Raw genomic sequence first — 21,883 nt, forward strand, 5'->3', positions numbered from 1 at the left:
CTCCGTGAGACACGCGGTGCTCGCGCCCGGCTACGGCTGTTCCGTCGGGCTCAGTGAGTTCTGTGGCTGACGGACGGCCCGGGTGACGAAGTCCGCGCTGTTGTTGTCCGAGTCCCAGCCGTTGCCGAAGGACGCGTCAGCGCCGCCCTCCGCCATGGTGGCGGAGGTCGAGGTGTCCAGGGCCTTCCGCTCCAAGCTGCCGCCCGTCGCGGGGTGAGAGGGCGCCGCGGTGCCTTCGGGCGAGTTCCCGGTGCCCCACGCCACCTTGTCCACCGCCACGTCATTGACGTTGGTCGTCAGGCCAGGACCGATGCGGATGTGGCCTCCGCCCGTCGTGGACGCCGATGCGTCGAACGAATAGGCCAGGTCCCGCGCCACGGAACCGCTGTAGTTGCTGCCCCCCAGGAGGAAGTACCCATGGGCGCGGATGACAGTCCCGGCGGGAATGGTGACGGTGCCGGCGCCAGCGTAAGCGGCTCCTGTCGCGGACTTGTACTGCACCTGCCAGTTGCTGATGTCCACGTCGGAGTCCGTCGGGTTGTAGAGCTCGATGAACTCATCGGTCGCCGCGGTCCCGGTTCCGTTGCCGCCGCTCACCTCGCTGATGACGACGTGGTTGGCCACGGGCGGCGGCGACACCACCGTCACCGTGCCGTAGTTACCCGTGCTCGCCTCCGCGACGACGCCGTCCTGGTCGCAGTACACCCACGCCTGGGCAGACTCGGGTCCCTGGGTAAAGCGATAGCGGAAGCCGTAGATGTAGCTGCCCGGCGCCGCGATGTTCAGCGGGGCCACCAGCTCATCGTTGTTGCCCGGCGTGGCGTACCCCGCGTTCGGCTGCGCCGGCACCCACGTCCACGACTCCGGTGAGGCCGCGTCGGCTCCGTAGCCCAGCTCCGCCACCAGGTGCGGGAAGCCGTCGTTGCCGTTCGTGTTCCGGGTGCTCACCTGGGGCTCGTAGAACTGGCTGTAGACGGCCTCCGCCTGGCCCGCCTGGATGGGCGTGGCGAAGGACTTCGGATACTGGATGGCGCAGTAGTCCACCGGGCCGGTGAGCTCCACGCCGCAGGACGCGTTGGCGCCGCCCGGCGTGCCCTGTCCGCCGCCCGAAAGCGGCGCCTCTGAATCACACCAGTACCAGGCGTGCTGGCTGGCCCGAGTCCCCACCACCACGGACGACAGGTTCATCGAGCGCCCCGTCGTCTGCGGGAAGGACGCCGAGTACGCCACGTCATCCACCACGGTGGCGCCCATCTCGACGAAGAGGTGCCCCGAATGGCCAAGCTCGAAGAGCGTGCTCCCGTAGCCGTACTGGGCCGCCACGCCGCCGTTGGTGGCCACCTCCGTGTTGTTCGCGAGGACGAAGGTGCCTCGCCCCGAAACGATGAGCGGCCGGTCCCCGGTCGTCAACACGCTGACGTCCGTCTCGCTGCCCGCGCCATCGTCGAAGCGGATGCGCAGGTTCGCGATGTCCCGCGGTCCGTCGACGGTGCTGGTCAGCTCGATGTATTCGGTGGTGTTCGCATCCGGGCGGTGCATCACCTCGCTGATGACCAACTCACCCGCCACGGGCGCGGGCGCCGTGGCACAGGTGCCCTCGAAGCAGACGCCGTCCTGGCCCGGACAGAGCTCCGAGGTGGGCGTGTACTCGCACTCCGCCAGGCCCGCCGTCACCACGCACGCCTCCGCGTAGGTGACACGCTGCACGCCATCCTCATCACATTCCGGCGCGAGCGGCGTGCAGACGACATCGCCGCAGGGCCCCGGCACCTCGATGGAGACGAACGCCACGGTGCTGCCGTTGTTCGCTCCGTCGAAGACGCGGAGCCCGAAGTACCCGGTGGCCGCCTGGGACGGCGGCAGGGCGTGAATCACTTCCTCCGCCTGCCCCGGCGCCCGTGGCGCCGCCGTGGGCACCTCGCTGGCCAGCGCGAAGCTCTGCGCGTCCATGGGCGCGGCGCTGTAGCGCAGCTCGTAGCGAGCGGCGTTGCCCACCACGCCGTTATCTCCCGTGGCCAGCCACGTCAGGCGGACCGTCGTGTTGTCCACCAGGCTGGCGCTCAGCACGGGCTCGGCGGGCGCGACGTCGTCGGTGATGGTGACCATCGTGTCGACGGAGGGCAGCGACGGCCCCTCCGTGGTCGCGGAGAGGACGAAGCTGCCCGCCTGGTCCACCGTGAGGTCGTTGAAGACGGCCACGCCCGCCACCGGCGCCACCGTCAACGTGCCGCCCAGCGTCACCCCCGGCGCCCCCACCAACTGGAGCGTCACCGACGGCGCCGTGACATTCGACACATTGCCGAACCCATCCTGCAGCGCCACCCGCGTCTCGGTCAGCGGCGCCAGGACGGTGCCCGGCTCCGGAGGAGCGACGAACACGAGCTGCACGGGCTCGCCCGCCTCCACGGTGAAGTCATACGTGTCGGCCACCGCGGCATCGCCGTCCGTGAACGTCACCGACTGCGCACCCGCCGTTTCAAAGGTGATGGTGAAGGTGTGCACGCCCTGGTCCGCCTCGGTGTACGTGTACGTCGACAGCGGCGCGGCGGCCGGGTCCGTGGACGTGGGCTCCACCGCCCCGTCGTACGCCGTCAGGACGTTGCCGAAGCGGTCCTGCGCGGTGACGGCGAAGGACTGGGGCTCGCCCGCCACAATGGGCTCCGTCGGCCCCACGACGGACAACGCCGCGAGGAGTCCAGGCTGCACCGTCACAGAGGCCATCCCCGTCAGCGTCGCCGTCAGGGTGTCCGTGACGACGAGCTGACCGCTGCCCACCGCGGCGAACGTCACATTGAAGAGGCGCTGGCCAGCGTCCGACTCGGTGAAGGTGTAGTCCGAAGGCACGGTGGCCTGGGCGTCCCCCGGAATCTCGAAGTGGACGGTGCCCCGGTAACCCGAGGCGAGGTTGCCGTGTGCATCCCGCACCGACACAGTGGCCGCCACGGGCTCGCCCGCGAGGGTCGTCGCGACGGCCAGCTCCACTGTCAACTGCGCGGCGGGGCCAGACAGGACCTGGGTGCTCACCGTCGCCGCCAGCCCCGCGTTGCCCGCATCCCGCACCGTCACCGAGCGCGCCCCGGAGGTCACCAGCGTCACCGGGAACGTGTGCTGCCCCGCGTCCTGCCCGGGAACGAAGGTGTAGTCCGTAGGCAGCGTCGCCTCCGGGTCATCTGACTCGAAGTGCACCGTACCCGTGTAGCCCGTGACGATGTTGCCGAAGCCATCTCGAGCGGTGACGGTGAGGCTCTGCGCCTCGCCGGCCGCCACTTCCGCGGGGAGCGCGCTCAGCGTCAACTCGGCGGCAGCCCCCGTGCTCACCTCCACCTCGAGCGTGTCGGTCAGCTCCGGCCGCGCCGTGTCCACCACGGTGACGCTCTGGGCGCCCGCGGTCAGCAGCGTCACGCCGCTGAAGGTCCGCTGCCCCGCATCCGCCGCGGTGAACGTGTGGTCGCCCGGCAGCTCCGCCTCGGCGTCGGTGGACGTGAATCGCACCGCGCCGGTGTAGCCCGTGGCCACGTTGTTGAAGGCGTCATGGGCCGTCACCACCACACTGCCCTCGGCGCCCGCGGCCACCGGTGAGACCAGGCCCGTGAGCGCCAATCGGACGGCGTCGCCCGGCTCAATCGTGAACGCGTCGCTGGGCTCCGGGTCCAGTCCCGTGGCCGACGCGATGAAGCGGTGCGTCCCCGCCTGCTCCACCACCACGCCCGAGAAGGTCGCCACGCCCGCGACCGCCGCCACCTGCAACGGCGTGAACCCGGGTTCATCCTCCAGCGTGAGCGTCACCGGCGACGTGGCCGTGGTGACGACCTGTCCGTCGCCATCCAGCAGCGAGACGCGGAGGTCCGGCTGCGTGTCGCCCGCGTCACCATCCACGGGCTGCTGGGAGAAGACGAGCCGCGTGACGCCCTGCACCTGCGTCTGCACCATCAAGCTGGCGGAGCGGACCGCGTTGCCCTGGTTGTCCGCCACGCGCAGCGCGACGTGGTAGTTCGTGCCAGGCTGAAGGCCCGTGAGGACGGCGGCCTCCTGTGTGCCAGCCTCCGCGGGCTCGCCCAGGCCGGCCACCGGCGTCGCCTGGTTGAAGTCCGCGTCCGTTTCAATGGGGCTCAGCGAGTAATGCAGGGCCTGCGACGCGGCCCGTCCCTGGTCGCCGTCATCACCCACGGCCGTCCAGGACACCGTGACGCCGTCGGGCGTGGCCGCGGTCGCGGCGAGGACAGGGATGGCGGGGTCCACGTCATCGATGATGTCGATGTCCGTGCTCGTGGCGGGTGTCAGTCCCTCCGCGGTGGCCTGGAGCTGGTAGCGCCCCTCCGTCTCCACGTGCACGTTGGAGAACGACGCCAGCCCCTCCACGGGCGCCACCTCGGTGACGCCGCGCAAGGGCACGCCGCCCGCGGACACCAGGGCCAGCGTCACCGAGGGCGCGCCCACGGGCGTCCGGTTGCCATGCGCGTCCTGGAGCACCACCTCCACGGCGGTCAGCGCGGCGCGCACGGACGCATGCGAGGGCACGCGCGCGAAGGCCAGCGCCGCGGTCCGGTCCGCCGTGACGCGCACGTCCTGGCGCCCCGCCAAACCCGCCTGCGCGGCGTCCTGCACGTCGACGCGCTGAGTGCCCGCCCGCCGCAGGGTGATGCCCGTGAAGCGGAAGCGGCCCGCGTTCGCCTCCGTGAAGGTGTGCCCGCCCGGCAGCGTGGCCGTGGCGTCCGAGGACTGCACGCTCAGCGTGCCGCGATAGCCACTGGCGACGTTGCCGAACGCGTCACGCACCGTCACCTCCGCATCATGCGAGGAGCCCGCGATGGCGTTCGGCGGCAGCCCCGTCACCTCGACGGTGGCGGCGGCGGCCGGCGTCACGTCGAACGAAGGACTGACGGCGCCCTCGACGCCGGTCGCCTCGGCCTTGAGCTGATAGCCCAGGCCCGCGCGCGTCAGCACCACTTCCTGGAAGCGGGCGACGCCGTCCACGGCCTGAGCCCGGAGCGAGCCTCCAAGGGACGCCCCACCCGGGCCGGCGGCCAGCGAGAGCGTCACCTCGCCCGTGATGGACGGAACCGGGCGGCCGTCGGCGTCCTGGAACTCGACGTCCAGTCCACCGATGGGTGCACCGGCCCGGGCCGACAGCGAGGACGCCGCGAAGGCCAGCCGCGAGGCCCGCGGCACGGTGAAGCCGACGACGGGACGCGAGCCCAGCACCACCGCGCCGCCCTCGGCATCCACCGAGGCCGTCACCCGCTTCGAGCCGCCTCGCGTGGACACCACGGACGCGGTCGCCACGCCCTGGGCGTTCGTCCGGTCCGCCGGCTGCGTCACGGTGTTCCCGTCGCCGGAGACCTCCACCCGCACCGTGCGGCCCTCCATGGGCGAGCCGTCCTTCTGCCGCACCGTCACGGTGATGGTGACCCGGTCCACGCCGTCCGCCAGCACCTGCTCCACCCGGTCCACCTGCACCGTGGAGAGCGCCGCGTCGGGCAGGGACTTCGCTGGTGGGGGGAACGGCGGCGTGGCGCTGTCACCACACCCCATCAGCGCAACGCCGAGGCACAGCACGCCCAACCCCAGCAACCGGGTGAGCGCGAGAGGACAACGGGACATGAGCGGCTCCGGGAACGAACGGACCCCGCACGGAAGAGAGCACTCGCGAGGTCCCAGTGCCTTCTACCAGACAAGTCCCTTCACCACGTAGACCCCCACCAGAGCTTTGCATCCCGGGTGGAACCCCACGGGGCTGTCGTGACCCATGTCCCGTCAGGCGCGGCCCGCTACATGCCGAGCGCGGCCATGAGCGCGCCGCCGCCCAGCAGGGACTGGCCGCCGTCGCAGACCATGATGGAGCCGGTGATGTAGGACGAGCCTTCCGACGCCAGGAAGAGCGCGAGCTGGGCGATGTCCTGCTTCTTCCCGAAGCGCTGGAGCGGCAGGGCCTGGGCGAGCTTGTCGCGGCCCTCGTCGCTGGGGGCGAGCCGGCGCATGCCCTCCGTGTCGTCGATGGGGCCGGGGGTAATCGAGTTGACGCGCACGCCGGAGCCCCCCCACTCGATGGCCAGCACGCGGGTGAGCATGTCCACGCCGGCCTTGGCGGCGCAGACATGGGCCTGCATGGCCATGGGGAGATAGGCCTGGGGCGCGGAGATGTTGATGAGGGACGCGCCCGGCTTGCGCAGGTGTTCGAAGGCGGCGCGGCTGATGTTGAAGGTGCCCAGCACGTCGATGTCCATGACGGCCTTGAAGCCGTTGGAGGACATGCCCAGCGCGGGCGCGGGGAAGTTGCCGGCGGCGCCGCACACGACGACGTCCAGCTCACCGTAGGCCTCGCGCACTGTCTGGAGGGCCTTCTCCACCGCGGCGAAGTCCCGGACGTCGGCGGCCACGCCCATGGCGGTGCCATGTGCCTGAAGCCCCTTCACCGCGGCCTCGAGCTTCTCCACGTTGCGGCCGTTGATGGCCACCTTGGCGCCCGCCTTCACGAAGGCCTCGGCGATGCCGAGGTTGATGCCACTGCTGCCGCCAGAAATGAACGCCACCTTGCCCGCGAGCAGCCCGTCCCGGAACACGCCATCAGCCATTTGGACCCGTCTCCTGTGGAAGCAACCGGGCGGGGACTTGAACAAACCTGCCGCACTGCGTCCATGACGTTCGCCGGGCCGACAGCGGAACCGGGGGCCGTATGTTAGAGGTCGCGCCATGACCCGCCGCCGCCCCGAAATCCTCGCCCCCGCTGGGGACCTCGACTCGATGAGGGCCGCGCTCGCCAGTGGCGCGGACGCCATCTATTTCGGGCTGGACGAAGGGTTCAACGCACGCGCCCGCGCGGAGAACTTCTCGCTCGCCACCCTGCCCGGGACGTTGGCGCTCGTACACCGCGCAGGCGCACGCGCCTATCTGACGCTGAACACCCTGGTCTTCGAGCCCGAGCTCCCGGTGGTGGAGGACATCCTGCGCCGCATCGCCGAAGCCGGCGTGGACGCGCTCATCGTCCAGGACCCCGCGATTGCGCTGGTGGCGCGCGCGGTGTGTCCGCAAATGGAGGTTCATGCCTCCACGCAGATGACGATTTCGAGCGCGGAGGGTGCGCGCTTCGCCAAGGGCCTGGGCGCCACGCGCGTGGTGGTGCCGCGCGAGCTGTCCGTGGCGGAGATTCGCCGGCTGGCGTCGGAGACGGACGTGGAGCTGGAGGTCTTCATCCACGGCGCGCTCTGCATGTCGTGGAGCGGCCAGTGCCTCACCAGCGAGGCGTGGGGCGGACGCTCCGCCAACCGCGGCCAGTGCGCGCAGTCGTGCCGGCTCCCCTACGACCTGGTGGTGGATGGCCAGACGCGGGAGCTGGGGGACGTGCAATACCTGCTCAGCCCCAAGGACCTCGCGGGGGTGATGGCGGTGCCGCAGTTGGTGGAGATTGGCGTCCACTCGCTGAAGATTGAGGGCCGGCAGAAGGGGCCGCAGTACGTCACCACGGCGGTGCAGGGCTACCGGCGCTGGGTGGATGGCGTGTCCGCGGGGACGCCGGACACGGGCGCGCTGCGCAACGATTTGGCGGACATGACGCTGTCGTACAGCCGGGGCTTCTCGCACGGCTTCTTCGCGGGCTCGGACCACCAGACGCTGGTGGAGGGGCGCTTCCCGAAGCACCGGGGCGCGTACCTGGGCCGCGTGGAGTCCGTGCACGGCCGCGACGTGCGCGTGGTGGACGACGTGGAGGGACGTCCGTGGACGGGCGGGCTGGTCCAGGACGACGCGCAGGCACGCCCGGATGCGCCCGTGGGCAAGGTGTCCTCTCCGCTGGAGACGGAGACACCGGTGGCGGCCGAGGTGTCGCCCCGCCCCGGCATGGGCGTGGTGTTCGACGACGGGCACCCCGAGGACAAGCACGAGCCCGGCGGCCCGCTGTTCCGCGTGGAGCGCAAGGGCCGCGGCTGGGTGCTGGGCTTCGGCAACCCGGGTCCGGACATGGGACGGGTGAAGCCGGGCCAGCGCGTCTGGATGACGAGCGACCCGTCCCTGGCGAAGCGCACCGAGGAGCTGCTGGGGCGCGGCGAGCCCGAAGGCCGCGTGCCCCTGGAGCTGACCGTGACAGGCGCCGCGGGGTCGCCGCTCACGGTGCTGGGCCGGGCGCGCGGTGGACACGTCTCCACGGTGTCCAGCGAGGTCGCGCTGGCCGAGGCGCGCGCGGGCGGCATCGACGAAGCCCTGCTGCGCGACAAGCTGGCGGCGCTGGGCGGGACGCCTTTCACGCTGACAGGGCTGGAGACGTCCGGGCTGGCGGCGGGGCTGCACCTGCCGGTGTCGGAGCTGAAGGCGCTGCGGCGCCGGCTGGTGGCGGAGTTGTCGGACGCCGTGGCGCGCGGTCCGGTGCGGACCGTGAACGCGGGCTCCACGCTGGAGCCCCTGCGCGCGTCGCTGCGTGAGCGCGTGCGGCCAGCACCCCGGGCGGTGGAGGACGTGCGCTTGCTGCCGCTGTGCCGCACGGACGAGCAGCTCGAAGCGGTGATTGCCGCGGGCCTCCCCGAGGTGGAGCTGGACTGGATGGAGCTGGTGGGCCTGCAGCGCGCGGTGGAGCGTGCGCGCGCGGCGGGGCTGCGCGTGACGATTGCCACGGTGCGCGTGCAGAAGCCGGGCGAGGAAGGCTACGACGCGCGCATCGCGAAGCTGAAGCCGGACGCGGTGCTGGTACGGCACTGGGGCGCGATGATGCACTTCCTGGAGCGGCCTCCCGCGCCCAGGGAGACGCGCCCTGCCCTGCACGCGGACTTCTCGCTCAACGTCACCAACTCCGTGACGGCGCTGCACCTGCTGGGGCTCGGGCTGGACACGCTGACCTTCGCCCATGACCTGGACGCGGTGCAGCTCGGGGCCATGCTGGAGCACCTGCCCGCGGAGCGCTTCACGGTGACGGTGCATCACCACATCTCCACGTTCCACACCGAGCACTGCGTGTATTCCCACACGCTGTCTCACGGCCGTGACTACCGGAGCTGTGGGCGGCCGTGTGAGAAGCACCGGGTGTCGCTGCGAGACCACAAGGGGCTGGAGCACCCGGTGGTGGTGGACGTGGGGTGCCGGAACACGGTGTTCAACGCGCAGGCGCAGAGCGCGGCGTCGCTGGTGCCGTCGCTGCTCGCGCGGGGCGTGCGGCGCTTCCGGGTGGAGTTCGTGCGCGAGTCTCGCGAGGAGGCCTCGCGCGTGCTCTCCGCGTACCAGGAGCTGCTGGCGGGCCGAATCTCCCCCGCCGAAGCAGTGCGCCGCGCGGCGGTGCATGAGCAGTTCGGTGTGACGAAGGGCACGATGAAGGTGCTCAACCCCACCTCCACCGTGCAGCGCTGACGCGGAGGCCCGCCGCGCTCAGCGGGAGCGCGAGGGCACGGCGCGGCGTGAGAAGCGCAGGACGGCGCGGAAGACATCCTCCGTGGCGTCCGCGTCCATCCCCTGCGCCTCGGCCCACTGGCGCCGAGTCTCCAGCAGGCTCGCCTCGCGCTCCGCGTCTGGCAGCGGGAGTCCGTGCTCGGACTTCAGGTGGGCGGCTTGCTGGATGAGCTGGGCGCGACGATTCAGGAGCTGCACCAGCTCCTGGTCCAACGCATCCACGCGCTCCCGGACCTCCGTCAACCCGGGCGGCGCGGCGACAGGCTCCGGCGCGCCCGAGCGCCCTGAATCACAGCCCAGGTGGAGCTGCGTGAGGGCGTCCAGCAACCGCACCCGCGCGTCCCGCGCGTAGGGGTTCTCCGACTGCACGACGCCGAAGAGGTGGGGCACCTCCAGCCGTGCGTACTCCTCCAAGCGGGCTACCGGCTGGAAGCTGGGCGGCGCGAAGGGCAGGTCCTTTCCGGCCTCCGCCTTGAGCAGTCCGTGGGCCAGGAAGAAGGTGAGCACGTGGGTGCGCGCCATCAGCGCGTCGTGTGCGTCCGGCGACAGCTCCGTCACCTCGCAGCCGATGCGCTCGAACAGCGTGCGGGCCTTTCGCCCGGCCTCCGGGTGCAGCGCGTTCGGACACACCACCGTCCGGCGCGGCAGGTCGCCCCTGGCCAGGCTGGCCGGACCGAACAGCGGATGCGTGCCCGCCCAGGGGATGTCCCGCCCCAGCACCGAGGCGAGCACCTGCACGGGCCTCACCTTGACGCTGCCGACGTCGAGCACCGTCTGCGTTGGCGACAAGTGCGGCCGAAGCGCCTCCAGCACCGAGCGCATGGCGGACACGGGCATGGCCAGCACCACGAGTCCAGCGCCCTCAACGGCCTGGGCCAGCGTCGAGGCCCTCAGCGCCGCGGGAACGTCAGCCTGTCCCGGCTCGAACACCCGATGCCGGAGGCCCGCTCCCAGCAGGAGGCCAGACAAGGCACGGCCAAAGCGGCCGTACCCCAGCAGCGCGATGCTCTCCGTCATGTCGCCGGACTCCGAATCCAAGGTGTTCATGGAATTCTCGCATCGGCGGCATGCGAGGCGAAAGCCCCTCGGGAGGGGTGCTCAGCGCCCCTGGAAGTGAGGGGGGCGGCGTTCCGCGAATGCGGAAAAGGCTTCGGCGAGGTCATGGGATTGGAGGAACGCGGAGTTCCACACCGCCACATAACGCAGGCCATCCGCGATGGATTTGTCCGCGCAGTACTCCATGACCTGCTTGGCGCCCTGGACGACGAGCGGGGGATTCTCGGCGATGCGCCTCGCGGTCGCCCGGGCCTCCTCCAGCAGGGCCTCCGGCGTGGGGAACACCTCGTTCACCAGCCCCATGCGCAGCGCGCGCGCCGCGTCCACGTCACCGCCAGTGTAGGCCAACTCGCGTGTGTGGCCCTCGCCGATGATGCGCGGCAGGCGTTGGAGCGCGCCCAGGTCGGCGACGATGCCCACCTTCACCTCGCGCAGGGAGAACTTCGCGTCCTGGGAGCAGTACCGGAAGTCACACGCGGCGATGAGGTCCATGCCGCCGCCGATGCACCAGCCGTGCACCGCGGCGATGACGGGCTTGCGGCAACGGGCCAGGCCCTCGGTGGCCTGCTGCATGTCGCCAATCAGCGACAGCAACTTCAAGCGCTCCAGGGCCAGGTTGCTTTCGCCGGTGAGCAGCGGCCCCAGGGACTCCATCATCCCCATGAGGTCCAGGCCGAAGGTGAAGTGCTTGCCCTCGCCGCGAACCAGCACGACGCGGACGGCGTCATCCGCATCCAGCGCGCGGATGGCCTCGGGCATCTCCCGCCAGAAGTCGGGCCCCATGGCGTTGCCCTTGCCGGGGCCGGTGAGCACCAGCTCGGCGACGCCTTCGTTCTTCTCGATGCGCAGCGACTTGTAGGTCCCGTCCATTCAGCGCAGCCCTCCGACTCAAGACGTCAGCCGAACTCCACCACGCGCATGCCGAACAGGCGGTCCACCGCGAGGAGCAGGTCGTCATTCACCTGCACCTTGATGGACGTGTTGCCGATGAGCGCCTCGCCCTCACCCTTGAAGAGCACGCTCACCGCCACGGGCGTGGCGCCGGCGTACTTCTTCGCCAGCTCGTGCAGCTTCGCCACCCGCTCCTCCGTGAGCAGGTCCGCCGGCACGCGCAGCTCCAGGCGCTTGGTGCGCTTCTCACGCACCGCCTTGAGGCTCTGGATGTCGTCGACGATGAGCTCCGGCGTCGGCGAGTCCTCGTCACGCTGGCTGATCTGCACCGTGCCGGACACCAGGATGGGGTCGTCCGACTTGAGCAGGTGCTCCCAGTTCTCGAAGCCCGGCTTGGGGCCCTGCTTCGCCCACTTGCCGTCCCGGCCCATCACGTTGCGCGTGCCGTCCTTGCCCGGGAAGCACACCAGCTCGATGGAGCCGGACAGGTCCTCAATCGTCACCCACGCCATGCGCTTGCCCGTCTTCGTGGGCCGCTCGCGCAGCACCGTGACGATGCCCGCCACCGTGAGCTTGTCGTCCCGGCGCGCGCGCTGCACCGCCGTAATCGGCCGCGCGTAGCGCTTCAGCTCCTTGTCGTACTGGTGCAGCGGATGGCCGGACACGTAGAAGCCAATGGCTTCCTTCTCCAGCGACAGCCGCTCCTTCTCCGACCAGTCCTCCACCTCGACGTAGTCGTCCTTCAGCGCGCCGCCTCCGCCGTTCGAGGACGGGCCGGCCAGCATGCCGAACAGCGAGCTCTGCCCGGCCGCCTTGTCCTTCTGGCTGGCCGAGCCGCGGTTCATCGCCTTCTCGATGGTGTCGAAAATCTGCCGGCGCGAGCGCTTCTCGAAGTCGAAGGCCCCCGCCTTCACCAGCGCCTCCATCACCTTCCGGTTCACCTTCCGGCTGTCCACGCGCTCGCAGAAGTCGAACAGGCTCTTGAAGGGGCCGTCCTTGCGCGCCTCCAGGATGGACTCGATGGCGCCCTCGCCCACGCCCTTGATGGCACCCAGGCCGAAGCGAATCTTCCCGCTCACCGCGCCGAACTCCATGTCGGACTGATTCACGTCCGGCGGCAGCACCTCGAGGCCCGACTCGCGCGCCTCGCCGATGTGCTTCACCACCTTGTCCGTGTTGTCCTTCTCGCTGGAGAGAAGGGCCGCCATGAACTCGCAGGGGAAGTGCGCCTTCAGCCAGGCCGTGTGGATGGTGACCAGGCCGTAGGCCGCCGAGTGGCTCTTGTTGAAGCCGTACTCGGCGAACTTCTCCATCAGGTCGAAGATTTCACCGGCGACCTTGAGGTCGACGTTGTTCTTCGCGCAGCCCTCGAGGAAGCCGGCCCGCTCGGCCTGCATGACCTCGGCCTTCTTCTTGCCCATGGCGCGGCGAAGCAGGTCCGCGCGGCCCAGGGTGTAGCCACCCAGGACCTGCGAAATCTGCATCACCTGCTCCTGGTACACGATGACGCCGTAGGTGTCCTTGAGCACCGGCTCCAGCGCTGGGTGCGGGTACGACACCTTCTCCCGGCCGTGCTTGCGGTTGATGAAGACGTCCACCATGCCGGAGTCCAGCGGACCGGGGCGGTAGAGCGCGCCGGCGGCGATGACGTCTTCGAAGCAGTTCGGCTTGAGCTTCACGACCATTTCCGTGAAGCCGCTGGACTCCATCTGGAAGACGCCGGCCGTGTCGCCCTTGGCCATCAACTCCCACGTCTTCTCGTCGTTGAGCGGAATCTCGTGCCGCGGGATGTCCTTGTCGTGGTTGCGCTTCACCAGATTCAGCGCGTGCTGAATCACCGTGAGCGTCTTCAGCCCGAGGAAGTCGAACTTCACCAGGCCGGCCGCCTCCACCTCGTCCTTGGCGAACTGGGTGATGAGCGTCTTCTCACCCGGCGGCTGGTAGACGGGCACGAACTCCCAGAGCGGCTTGTCGGCAATCACCACGCCGGCGGCGTGCATGCCGGGCTGGCGGTGCAGGCCCTCCAGCGCGAGCGCGATTTCGAGCACGTCCTTGGTGGTGACGGGCTTGCCTTCCACCTCGCCGAGGTTGGTGGGCGTCTCCATCATCTCCTTGAGGCGAGGCTCCATCTCGATGGCCTCCTTCAAGGTGATGTTGAGCACCTCCGGCACCAGCTTCGCGATGCGGTCACCTTCACTGAAGGGCAGCGCGAACACGCGGCACACGTCGCGCAGCACGCTCTTCGCCTTCAGCGAGCCGAAGGTGATGATCTGCCCCACGTTCATCTCGCCGTACTTCCGGCCGACGTACTGGATGACCTCGTCCCGGCGGTCCTGGCAGAAGTCGATATCGAAGTCGGGCATCGACACGCGCTCCGGGTTCAGGAAGCGCTCGAACAGGAGGTTGTACGGGATGGGGTCCACGTCGGTGATGCGCAGCGCGTAGGCCACGAGGCTGCCGGCGCCGGAGCCACGGCCCGGGCCCACCGGGATGTTCATCTTCTTCGCCCAGTTGATGAAGTCCTGGACGATGAGGAAGTAGCCGCTGAACCCCATCTTCTGGATGACGCCCAGTTCCAGCGACAGGCGCGCCTGGTACTGCTCGCGGTCGATGGGATAGGTGACGGTGGCCGCCAGCTCCTTGAAGCGCTCGCGCAGGCCCTCATACGCCAGCTCCGCCATGAAGCTGTCCGGCGTGTGGCTTTCGGGCACCTTGAAGGTGGGCAGCATCGGCTTGCCCAGCTTGAGCTCCAGGTTGCACTGCTCGGCGATGCGCTGGGTGTTGTGGACCGCCTCGGGGATGTCCTTGAAGAACTCCAGCATCTCCGTGGGGCTGGTGACGTAGAGCTTGTCCGTGGAGTGCTTCATGCGCTTGCCGTCCGCCAGCGTCTTGCCGCTGGCGATGCACATGAGCAGCTCGTGGGCGCGCGCGTCCTCGCGCTTGATGTAGTGCGCGTCCGCGGTGGCGCACAGCGGGATGTCCAAATCACGCGAGAGCTGCTTGAGGTTCTCGTTCGCCTTGTCCTGCTCCGGCATCCCGTTGGACTGCACCTCCAGGAAGAAGTGCCCCGGGTCGAAGATATCCTTGTACTCCTGCGCCGCGCGCCGGGCGTGGTCCATGTCACCGCGGAAGCACGCGCTGGTGACTTCCCCGCCCAGGCACGCGGTGAGCGCGAAGAGGCCCTTGCTGTGCTCGGCGAGCACCTTCTTGTCGATGCGCGGGTGGTAGTAGAACCCGTGCATGTACGCGGTGGAGGAGAGGTAGCGCAGGTTGGCGTAGCCCTCCGCGTTCTTCGCCACCAGGATGAGGTGGTGGGAGACCTTCTCGGAGCGGTCCTCACGCCCCTTGGGTCCGGCGACGTAGGCCTCCATGCCCAGAATCGGCTTGATGCCGGCGTCCTTCGCCTTCTTGTAGAAGTCGATGGCGCCGAACATGTTGCCGTGGTCCGTCACGGCAACGCTGCTCATCCCCTTCTCCTTCACCGTCTTGATGAGGTCCTTCATCCGGATCGCCCCATCGAGGAGCGAGTAGAGGGTGTGCAGGTGGAGGTGGGTGAAGGACATAAGCGCGTTCCGCTCCTGGAGGCCGGGGGGCCGCCGAACACTAGAGCCCAGCTCCCCTGCTCGCCAGTCCAGTGTTGTTCCTGGCCCGGTGAGCATACGGGCGGCTTCATACTTCTTCACGCCTCGTACAAGCCCCTGCAATGGCGGGCCGGCACATTGCCCTGCGTCGCCGCGAGTCGTGGCGACGTCTCGTGGAGCCATCCCGCGCTCCACCCAGGAGAGAACGCCATGATGAAGAGGTTCGCCGTCGTCGGCTCCGCGATGCTCGCCGTCGCCCTGCTCAGCGGCTTCGCGCTGCGGGGAGGCCCCCGCTGGGGCAAGGACCCGGAGCGCGTGAAGCAGCTCGTGACGTGGAAGCTCGACGACAAGCTGGACACCCTGGACGCCACCGATTCACAGCGCCAGTCCATCCACGCCGTGAAGGAGCGACTGTTCTCCGACGGAATGCAGCTGATGAAGGAGCACCGCGCGGTGCGCGAGGAGGCCTTCCAGCAGCTCTCTTCGGACACGCCGGACCGGCAGCAGCTCCACGCCCTGGTGGACGCGCGCATCGAGGCCATGCGCGCCTTTGCTCACCAGGCGACAGACGCCGCCCTGGAGGTCCACGGCACCCTGACGCCGCGGCAGCGCCAGGAGCTGGCCGAGCAGTTCCGCCAGCACGTAGGCCCATAGCCCGCGCGCACGCCACCGTGGCGTCAGGACAGGTGGGGTGTGTGCTTGCGGGAAAGGGTGGGCGGGGCGGCGGCGCACGGCTAGTTTAGATGCGTGAATTACACCGACTACGCAAAGCGGATCCGCGCCCACGCCCACGTCGCGGACGTGTCCGAATACGGCCGCGTGACGGAGGGGGACCAGGACTACTCCCTCCTCCGGCTCGTCGTCCCGGGAGAGCGTTGGCTGGTCATCACCTCCGGCTTCCACGGAGAGGAGCCCGCCGGCCCGCTCACGCTGGCCGAGCACTTCCCGGCGGTGGCGGCGTACGCGGTGGAGCGCGGCGTGGGGCTGCGCGTCTACCCCTGCATCAACCCGTCCGGCTTCGAGGCGGGCACGCGCTACAACCGCAGCGGCGAGAAGCCCAACAACGACTTCCTCCGCTACGAAATCGCCCCCGGGGAGTGGGTGGGCGAACTGAACGTCGCGCGGCCCATCCTCCGCTGGGCGCTCCATGACGGGGGCCCCAAGGAGACGCGCGCGATACGCAGCGAGCTGGCGCGCTACGCCGCGCCGGCCGCCGCGCTCGACATCCACCAGGACGACTACCTGGGCGGGGCGTCGACGTACGCGTACACCTTCGGAGACAAGGCCGCCTACCGCCCGCTGGTGGAGGCCAGCGCGAAGCACGTCGCGGTGGTGCGCAGCCAGAAGGTGGACGACCACAGCATCACCGACGCGGACGGCCTCATCGAGTACCACGACGGCAGCGTCACCGACTGGTACTCGCGCCAGGGCGTGCCCTACACGGCCGCGCTGGAGACGACGACGCCGACGCCGCGGGACGTCTGCGACGCCGTGAACCTCATCTGGATTCGCGGCTTCATCGACCTGGCGGCGCGCGGCGGCTGACGGCGGCGCACCGGACGCAGCGGCGGGCTACGGCGAGCGCGCGTTGCCCACCCGCCGCGACCACAGCGTGAGGAGGTTGCGGACCACCGCGCCCTCGGGGACCTCCGCGCCGTCCGGCACGTCCACCTGGAGGCCGCGCGCGGCCAGCGGGTGGAAGGGGCCGTGCTCGCCGGGCGACGTCAGCGGCACGGAGGCATCCGCGGGGCGGAAGCCGAAGGCCAGCGCGCGCTGCTGCACCGGCCGGCTGTGCAGATGCCGCAGCCACTCCAGCGCGGCCTCACGCTGGTGGGGCAGCACCCAGTCCCCTTCCAGCACCGCCGCCGGATGGTCGCTCCAGGACGTGAGCGTCGGGTACAGGACCTTCAGCGCCCCCCACTTCCCCGGGGACTGGGAGAGCTGGGAGATGGCCAGATTCTCGTACACCACGGCGATGTCGTAGCGGGACGGGCCGAAGCGGACCATGTCCGCCATCAGCGCGCCCGTGGACCGCTCGAAGCGGCCCGCGCCCCGCTCCAACTGGCTCAGCCACGTCTGGAACCGCGGCTCCAGCAGGTCGGCCACCGTCAACCCGCGCTGCTTGCCGTAGAACTCCAGCGCCGCCAGCAGCAGCGCCTGGAGCCCGGAGTTGGAGCGCGTGGGGTCCGTGTGGCCCAGCTTCACGAAGCCCCACTCCGGCTGGCCGCCCACCGCGGGCCAGCCCTGGTCGCTGGCCACCGCGTCGTGGATGACCTTCCAGGACACCGCGCCCCCGCCGCTGGCGCGCTGGAGCACCTCCGCCCGGTCCTCCCACGCCACGAAGACGAGCGGCGTCTTCACCAACGGCCGCGGCGCCGCGGCGCCCTCCGAGGCGAACAGCGGCGGGCGCGTGGCGTCCGTGGCCCAGTCCGACTCCAGCATCCGCAGGACCGCGCTGTCAGCAGGGCTCCACACGGTGGGCCGCTCACGGCCTTCGAGGATGGCCCGCGCGGCCTCCAGCGAGCCCCGGCCCACCAGATTCACCCGGATGAGCGGGTGCGCCTTCTGGAAGGCCGCCGCCGCCTCCTCCACCCACGCCTGCTTCTCCGTGCTGTAGAGGAACGTGATTTCCGTCCGCACCGCGCGGGTGGCCACGGGCGCCCGCGCCGCCGGACGCGCCTCCGCCGTGCCGCGCTCCGCGGCGCGCCGCGAGGACAGGTAGAGGGCCCCCCCCAACGCCGTGAACACCCCGATGATGATGAGGACCGCGGGCTTCATGTACCGGCTCACACTTCTGGGAACAGGTGCTCGGCTCCTGGGCAGCCTTGTAGGCAACCTCCGTGACGCCGTACAGGGGAGGCCCGTCCGCCTCGGAATCCGGGCCTGCCCCGAAGCGTCCGCTTCCGCACGTTTGTTTGAACACAAATGACATGCCAGAATGGGGGGATGACGGCAAACATTCGGAAGCTCGTGCTTGCGGGCCTGGGCACGGCATTGAGCGCGTGCGCGACCAAGCCCGCTCCTCCGGTGGAGCATTTTTCGCTCGGCATGTCCCGAGCGGACTACCGGGATTACAAGAAGGCGAAGGCGGACCCCTGTGCGTCCTCGGAGCCGCGGTGGCTGGCGGACGAGCTGACGACGGTGAACGGCGCGATGGCGCGCTTCCTCCGGGAGACGGAGCAGGTCTCCAAGCTGGACGCGCCGGACCACGCGCGGCAACTGGCGATGATGCGGGAGGCCACCACGTCACTTCCGCCCCTCATGGAGGTGCACCGCTACACGCTGAACCGGTTGAAGGAGTGCAGCTTCCGCGACATCGGGGCCTTCCCGGAGATTGTCCGGCGTGGCAACGAGCTGCTGCCGGAGGTGGAAGCCCGGTTGGAAGAGGGCCCCAAGGTGCTGGCGGCGGTGGCGCTGAAGGATGCCCGCCGGCGGTGGCGCGCGGAGATGCCCGAGCGAGAGGAGACCGCCCGCCGCACCTGGTGCCCGCCCAAGCCCCAGGTGGGGCAGACGGACCTGTTCTACGCGCGGCAGGAGGTGGACGGCCGCAAGCTGTGGCGCTTCTGCGACGGACACCTGGTGGAGCAGCGCGCCAATGGTGAGCCCGTGCTCGTGCAGCCCGACAACCTGACGTGGCGCATGCGCCGGCGCATCAAGCCCCAGTCCTACCTGGATGCCGCGCGCGACTACCCGATGGCGGAGATGGACCGGCAGCCCGACAGCGTCCCGTCCTCGGGCAAGGGCGCCGCCAAGAAGTCGTCCGCGTCCAGCAGCGGCGGCCCGGGCTAGCTCACCGCTCCTCGCGGCGCCTCACGTCTCCAGCCGGGCCAACCGGCTGGCCAGGTGCGCGTCCTTCGAGGCCTCGACGGACCGGGCCCAGGTGGCCAGCGAGCCGCCGCTGGAGGACAGCTGCTCCTCCACGTGTGGCCGCAGGCGCGTCCACCGCTTGCTCCACCCCTCCTCGGTAGGCGCGCCCGTTTGACCGGGACGCTCCGCTAGCAGCATGCCCATGCGCAGCGCCAGCTCGGGCTGCCCCAGCGCCGACGCCTGCCGGGCCACGGCCGTCGCGGCGGGGACGGCGTCCGGCGCGGCGAGCCACACCTCGGCCGCGCGGGAGAAGGCCGCCACGTCCAGCTCGCCCAGCAACGCCAGCGCGTGCCGCAGCGGGAGCCGGCCATCCTTCCTGGGAGCGACGACGCGCTCCATCAGCGCGGTGAAGGTGCCCGCCAGCTCCGCGTGGGCCGCGGGGTCCGCGCCGCCCAGGGCCCGCAGCGCGCGCTTCGCACGCCGGGCCCGCGACGTCACCTCCCAGCTCCGCCACCCCAGTCGGGCGCGGAGCGCGGCCAGGGCCTCGGCGGCGGCCTTCAGCGAATCGGGCGTGGGCGTGGCCGCGGGCACGCGGCGGGGGAGCTCCGCCTTCTTCGGCGCGGGCGGCGGGGCGGGCGCGGCCTCGGCGGCGCCGCCCTCCGTCACCTCGCGGTACCCCTCGCGCAGCTTCTCAGCGACCTTCTTCTCGTACTCCTTCCGGGCGCCGGCTTCGTCCGCGAAAGCCTTCTCCCGCCGCTGACCGGCGGTGCCGATGCGGCCGTAGGTGACGATGAAGGTGTTGCCCTTGAGCTCCGGCTCCCAGAACTTGGAGCTGGAGCCTTCCACGAACTCGAACCTTCGCATGCCTCAAAGCATACGCGACGCCGTGCTCCGATGCTCCGCCTTCATCTCCCGGAGCCCTTCTTCACGGGAGCGGCGGCCCTCATACCCCAGCTCCCGGCGGGCCTTGTCGTCCCGCACCGTCACCTCGCGCCCCATGAGCAGCACCTCGGTGCGGGTGAGCGGAGGCCTGCCGCCCAGGCCGAAGGTGCCCCACAGCAAGTCGCCCACCGTGGCCACCGTCGCGGCCACACCGTATGGCAGGCTGCGCTCGCCCGCGTCCACGCCCTGCGTCGCGAGCATGGCGGTGATGAAGCCTCGGAACTCCACGGGCTCCCCATCCGTGAGGAAATAAGCCTCGCCGCCGCGGCCCTTCTCCGCCGCCAGCAGCATTCCCTCCACGCAGTTGGCCACGTGGCAGGTGGACGTCAGGTAACGGCCGCCGCCAAACCACCGGAAGCGCCCGGCACGCACAGCCTCCTGGAACTGCGGCAGCAGCGACGTGTCACCGGCGCCCCAGATGAAGCGGGGACGCACCACCACGGTGACGAAGTCCGGCGCATTCACGCTGAGCACCCGGCGCTCCGCCTCGCCCTTGGTGGAGGGGTAGTCGCCAATGGGGCGCTCGGGCAGGGGCATCGTCTCATCCACCCGCTCCAGGGGCGAGCCATCCACCAGCACCGCCTCCGTGCTGACGTGGACCAGCCGCTTGACGCCCGCGGCGCGCGCCGCCTCCAGCACCCGCTCCGTGCCGCGCACGTTCGTCTCGTAGAACTCGCTGCGCGCGCCCCAGCCCTTCACCACCGCGGCGCAATGGAAGACGGTGTCACAGCCCTCCATGCCCGCCTTCAACTTGTCCACGTCCGACAGGTCGCCCTCGAAGGGCTCCGCGCCGGACTCCGTCACCGAGGCCAGCGCCGCGGCGGAGCGCGCCAGGGCCCGGGCAGGCGTCCCGCGCACCTTCAGCGCGGCGAGGAGGTGCCTGCCCACGAAGCCTGAACCACCGGTGACGAATGCCCGCATTGATTGCACGCTCCTGTGAAGGACTGCTCGCGCTCCTAGCACTCCCACGCCGGGCCCGATAGAGCGCCCGGCCCGGTTCAGAACATGTCGCGCAGCGAAGGCGGCGCCCCGGCGAAGAGACTGCCCGCCGCGCGCACCGAGGCCTCATCGCCCACCAGCGCGCCCATGGCCCGCAGCGACTCCGCGGACAGGTGGCCGGTGTACAGCGGCGCCAACTCCCGCACGTGCAGCCGCAAGCCGCCGTCGCCGCCACGGCGGACGCGCGCCTGACCGTCAATGACTTCCAACACGAAGCGGCCCTGGTTCTCCGGGAAGAGGTCGTCCTCAAGGTCCAGATGGAGGGTGCCGGAGAGCCCCTCCGGCCAGCCACGCGCCTCCAGCGCGGAGGCCACGTCCAGCACCCGCACCATCCAGTGCATGTACAGCTTCACCGAGTACGTCTGCTCGCGAAGCAGCAGGAGCAGCGGGTCGTCCACGCCGCCGTACCAGAAGACGTCCGTGGCCAGGGAGCGGTGGTCCCCCAGGAAGCTCAGAATCCGCCGCGCCGCCGCGGGCGTATGGGCCACGACGTCGGAGAGGAACAGCTCCTGCTTGAAGTCCTTGAGCGGCCGGCGGATGACGTAGAGGTAGCCCTCCACACCGGCGCTGCCCTCCACCAGGTAGCCATGTGCCACCTCGCCGCGCAGGTTGCGGACGCGGCCCCAGGAGAAGTCCCCACGGTCCAGCCAGCCCGGCCGGTGACGCGCGTGGCGCTGGTAGCTCAGGACGACGGCCTGCGTGTCCTTCTCCTCGATGGGCCGGAGCGACAACGTCCGCTCACTGAAGTCCAGCGATGGGACCTGGATGCGAATCTCCTGCCGCGTGCCCGCGTGCTCGTAGCCCACGCGCCGGTAGAGCGGCTGCGTCGCGGGATAGAGCACCGACAGCGGGGCGCCCGTCGCGCGCGCCTCGCGCAGCAGGTGCCGCATCAGCCGCGTGGCGGTGCCGCGCCCCCGGTGGACGGGAGACACGCCCACGCCGCCCACGCCGATGACGGGCACGCTGCGTCCGCCGTACCACTGCCCCATGCGGATGAGCACGAGCGTGGCCGCCACCTCGCCGCCCTCGCGCAGCAACCGGAGGTCCGGCCGCGACGTCCGCTGCACCCAGGCGGCGCTGTCGGCGGGGGACATGGCATACGACTGCATCATGATGTCCGCGACGGCGGCCAGCTCACGTTCGTCTCGCGGCGGTCCGAAGTCGCCAGGCTGCGTCTCCACGCGCATCTCCGTTCCCCGATGGCGCCCGCACGGGCACCTCGGCCGACCCGCATTCTCGCG

General features: G+C 70.5%; 13 protein-coding genes. 4 read left to right on the forward strand and 9 right to left on the reverse strand.

Annotation, left to right across the window (positions count from 1 at the left end):
- Window positions 1-30: 30 nt before the first annotated feature.
- Window positions 31-5,601 (reverse strand): lamin tail domain-containing protein, encoded by a 5,571-nt coding sequence (locus tag KGD87_RS18460; protein WP_284661512.1) that lies wholly within the window; start codon window positions 5,599-5,601, stop codon window positions 31-33.
- Between the two features lie 167 nt (window positions 5,602-5,768).
- Window positions 5,769-6,572, reverse strand: coding sequence for an SDR family oxidoreductase (locus KGD87_RS18465; RefSeq protein WP_163783235.1), 804 nt, complete (start codon window positions 6,570-6,572; stop codon window positions 5,769-5,771).
- A 118-nt stretch (window positions 6,573-6,690) separates the two neighbouring features.
- Here KGD87_RS18465 and KGD87_RS18470 point away from each other — a divergent pair, with 118 nt between their 5' ends.
- Entirely contained in the window at window positions 6,691-9,327 is a 2,637-nt protein-coding gene (locus KGD87_RS18470; protein ID WP_284661513.1) for a U32 family peptidase, read from the forward strand.
- 18 nt (window positions 9,328-9,345) lie between these two features.
- On the opposite strand, the gene KGD87_RS18475 is transcribed toward KGD87_RS18470, so the two are convergent.
- From KGD87_RS18475 to dnaE, 3 genes are all read right to left on the reverse strand, one after another.
- On the reverse strand, window positions 9,346-10,383 hold the full coding sequence (locus tag KGD87_RS18475; RefSeq protein ID WP_284668656.1) for a prephenate dehydrogenase/arogenate dehydrogenase family protein: 1,038 nt from the start codon (window positions 10,381-10,383) through the stop codon (window positions 9,346-9,348).
- Window positions 10,384-10,464: 81 nt separating this feature from the next.
- On the reverse strand, window positions 10,465-11,292 hold the full coding sequence (locus KGD87_RS18480) for a crotonase/enoyl-CoA hydratase family protein (RefSeq protein ID WP_284661514.1): 828 nt from the start codon (window positions 11,290-11,292) through the stop codon (window positions 10,465-10,467).
- A gap of 26 nt (window positions 11,293-11,318) precedes the next feature.
- Complete coding sequence (gene dnaE, locus KGD87_RS18485; RefSeq protein WP_284661516.1) at window positions 11,319-14,876, reverse strand: DNA polymerase III subunit alpha; 3,558 nt, start codon at window positions 14,874-14,876, stop codon at window positions 11,319-11,321.
- 228 nt (window positions 14,877-15,104) lie between these two features.
- Here dnaE and KGD87_RS18490 point away from each other — a divergent pair, with 228 nt between their 5' ends.
- Together KGD87_RS18490 and KGD87_RS18495 are read left to right on the forward strand one after the other, a co-directional pair.
- Entirely contained in the window at window positions 15,105-15,548 is a 444-nt protein-coding gene (locus KGD87_RS18490) for a Spy/CpxP family protein refolding chaperone (protein WP_284661517.1), read from the forward strand.
- A gap of 93 nt (window positions 15,549-15,641) precedes the next feature.
- Window positions 15,642-16,439, forward strand: coding sequence for a M14 family metallopeptidase (locus tag KGD87_RS18495; RefSeq protein WP_284661519.1), 798 nt, complete (start codon window positions 15,642-15,644; stop codon window positions 16,437-16,439).
- A 27-nt stretch (window positions 16,440-16,466) separates the two neighbouring features.
- On the opposite strand, the gene KGD87_RS18500 is transcribed toward KGD87_RS18495, so the two are convergent.
- A complete protein-coding gene (locus tag KGD87_RS18500; protein WP_284661521.1) occupies window positions 16,467-17,672 on the reverse strand; it encodes a substrate-binding domain-containing protein in 1,206 nt (401 codons plus the stop codon).
- Window positions 17,673-17,942: 270 nt separating this feature from the next.
- Between KGD87_RS18500 and KGD87_RS18505 the strand changes: the two genes are divergently transcribed.
- The gene (locus KGD87_RS18505; RefSeq protein ID WP_284661523.1) at window positions 17,943-18,683 is read left to right on the forward strand and encodes a hypothetical protein; all 741 of its coding nucleotides are present in this window, start codon (window positions 17,943-17,945) and stop codon (window positions 18,681-18,683) included.
- Between the two features lie 21 nt (window positions 18,684-18,704).
- Here KGD87_RS18505 and KGD87_RS18510 read toward each other — a convergent pair whose 3' ends face one another.
- From KGD87_RS18510 to KGD87_RS18520, 3 genes are all read right to left on the reverse strand, one after another.
- Complete coding sequence (locus KGD87_RS18510) at window positions 18,705-19,565, reverse strand: WGR domain-containing protein (protein WP_284661524.1); 861 nt, start codon at window positions 19,563-19,565, stop codon at window positions 18,705-18,707.
- Between the two features lie 3 nt (window positions 19,566-19,568).
- On the reverse strand, window positions 19,569-20,564 hold the full coding sequence (locus tag KGD87_RS18515) for an NAD-dependent epimerase/dehydratase family protein (protein ID WP_284661526.1): 996 nt from the start codon (window positions 20,562-20,564) through the stop codon (window positions 19,569-19,571).
- Window positions 20,565-20,641: 77 nt separating this feature from the next.
- On the reverse strand, window positions 20,642-21,829 hold the full coding sequence (locus KGD87_RS18520; protein WP_284661527.1) for a GNAT family N-acetyltransferase: 1,188 nt from the start codon (window positions 21,827-21,829) through the stop codon (window positions 20,642-20,644).
- Between the last annotated feature and the right edge of the window lie 54 nt (window positions 21,830-21,883).

Source organism: Myxococcus sp. SDU36 (assembly GCF_030168875.1).
Taxonomy (GTDB): domain Bacteria; phylum Myxococcota; class Myxococcia; order Myxococcales; family Myxococcaceae; genus Myxococcus; species Myxococcus vastator.

Excerpts from the sequence above, each read along its gene's own strand:
- KGD87_RS18460 (WP_284661512.1), bottom strand. The coding sequence starts at position 5,601 with ATGTCCCGTTGTCCTCTCGCGCTCACCCGGTTGCTGGGGTTGGGCGTG.
- KGD87_RS18465 (WP_163783235.1), bottom strand. The coding sequence starts at position 6,572 with ATGGCTGATGGCGTGTTCCGGGACGGGCTGCTCGCGGGCAAGGTGGCG.
- KGD87_RS18470 (WP_284661513.1), top strand. The coding sequence starts at position 6,691 with ATGACCCGCCGCCGCCCCGAAATCCTCGCCCCCGCTGGGGACCTCGAC.
- KGD87_RS18475 (WP_284668656.1), bottom strand. The coding sequence starts at position 10,383 with ATGACGGAGAGCATCGCGCTGCTGGGGTACGGCCGCTTTGGCCGTGCC.
- KGD87_RS18480 (WP_284661514.1), bottom strand. The coding sequence starts at position 11,292 with ATGGACGGGACCTACAAGTCGCTGCGCATCGAGAAGAACGAAGGCGTC.
- dnaE (WP_284661516.1), bottom strand. The coding sequence starts at position 14,876 with ATGTCCTTCACCCACCTCCACCTGCACACCCTCTACTCGCTCCTCGAT.
- KGD87_RS18490 (WP_284661517.1), top strand. The coding sequence starts at position 15,105 with ATGATGAAGAGGTTCGCCGTCGTCGGCTCCGCGATGCTCGCCGTCGCC.
- KGD87_RS18500 (WP_284661521.1), bottom strand. The coding sequence starts at position 17,672 with ATGAAGCCCGCGGTCCTCATCATCATCGGGGTGTTCACGGCGTTGGGG.
- KGD87_RS18505 (WP_284661523.1), top strand. The coding sequence starts at position 17,943 with ATGTCCCGAGCGGACTACCGGGATTACAAGAAGGCGAAGGCGGACCCC.
- KGD87_RS18510 (WP_284661524.1), bottom strand. The coding sequence starts at position 19,565 with ATGCGAAGGTTCGAGTTCGTGGAAGGCTCCAGCTCCAAGTTCTGGGAG.
- KGD87_RS18515 (WP_284661526.1), bottom strand. The coding sequence starts at position 20,564 with ATGCGGGCATTCGTCACCGGTGGTTCAGGCTTCGTGGGCAGGCACCTC.
- KGD87_RS18520 (WP_284661527.1), bottom strand. The coding sequence starts at position 21,829 with ATGCGCGTGGAGACGCAGCCTGGCGACTTCGGACCGCCGCGAGACGAA.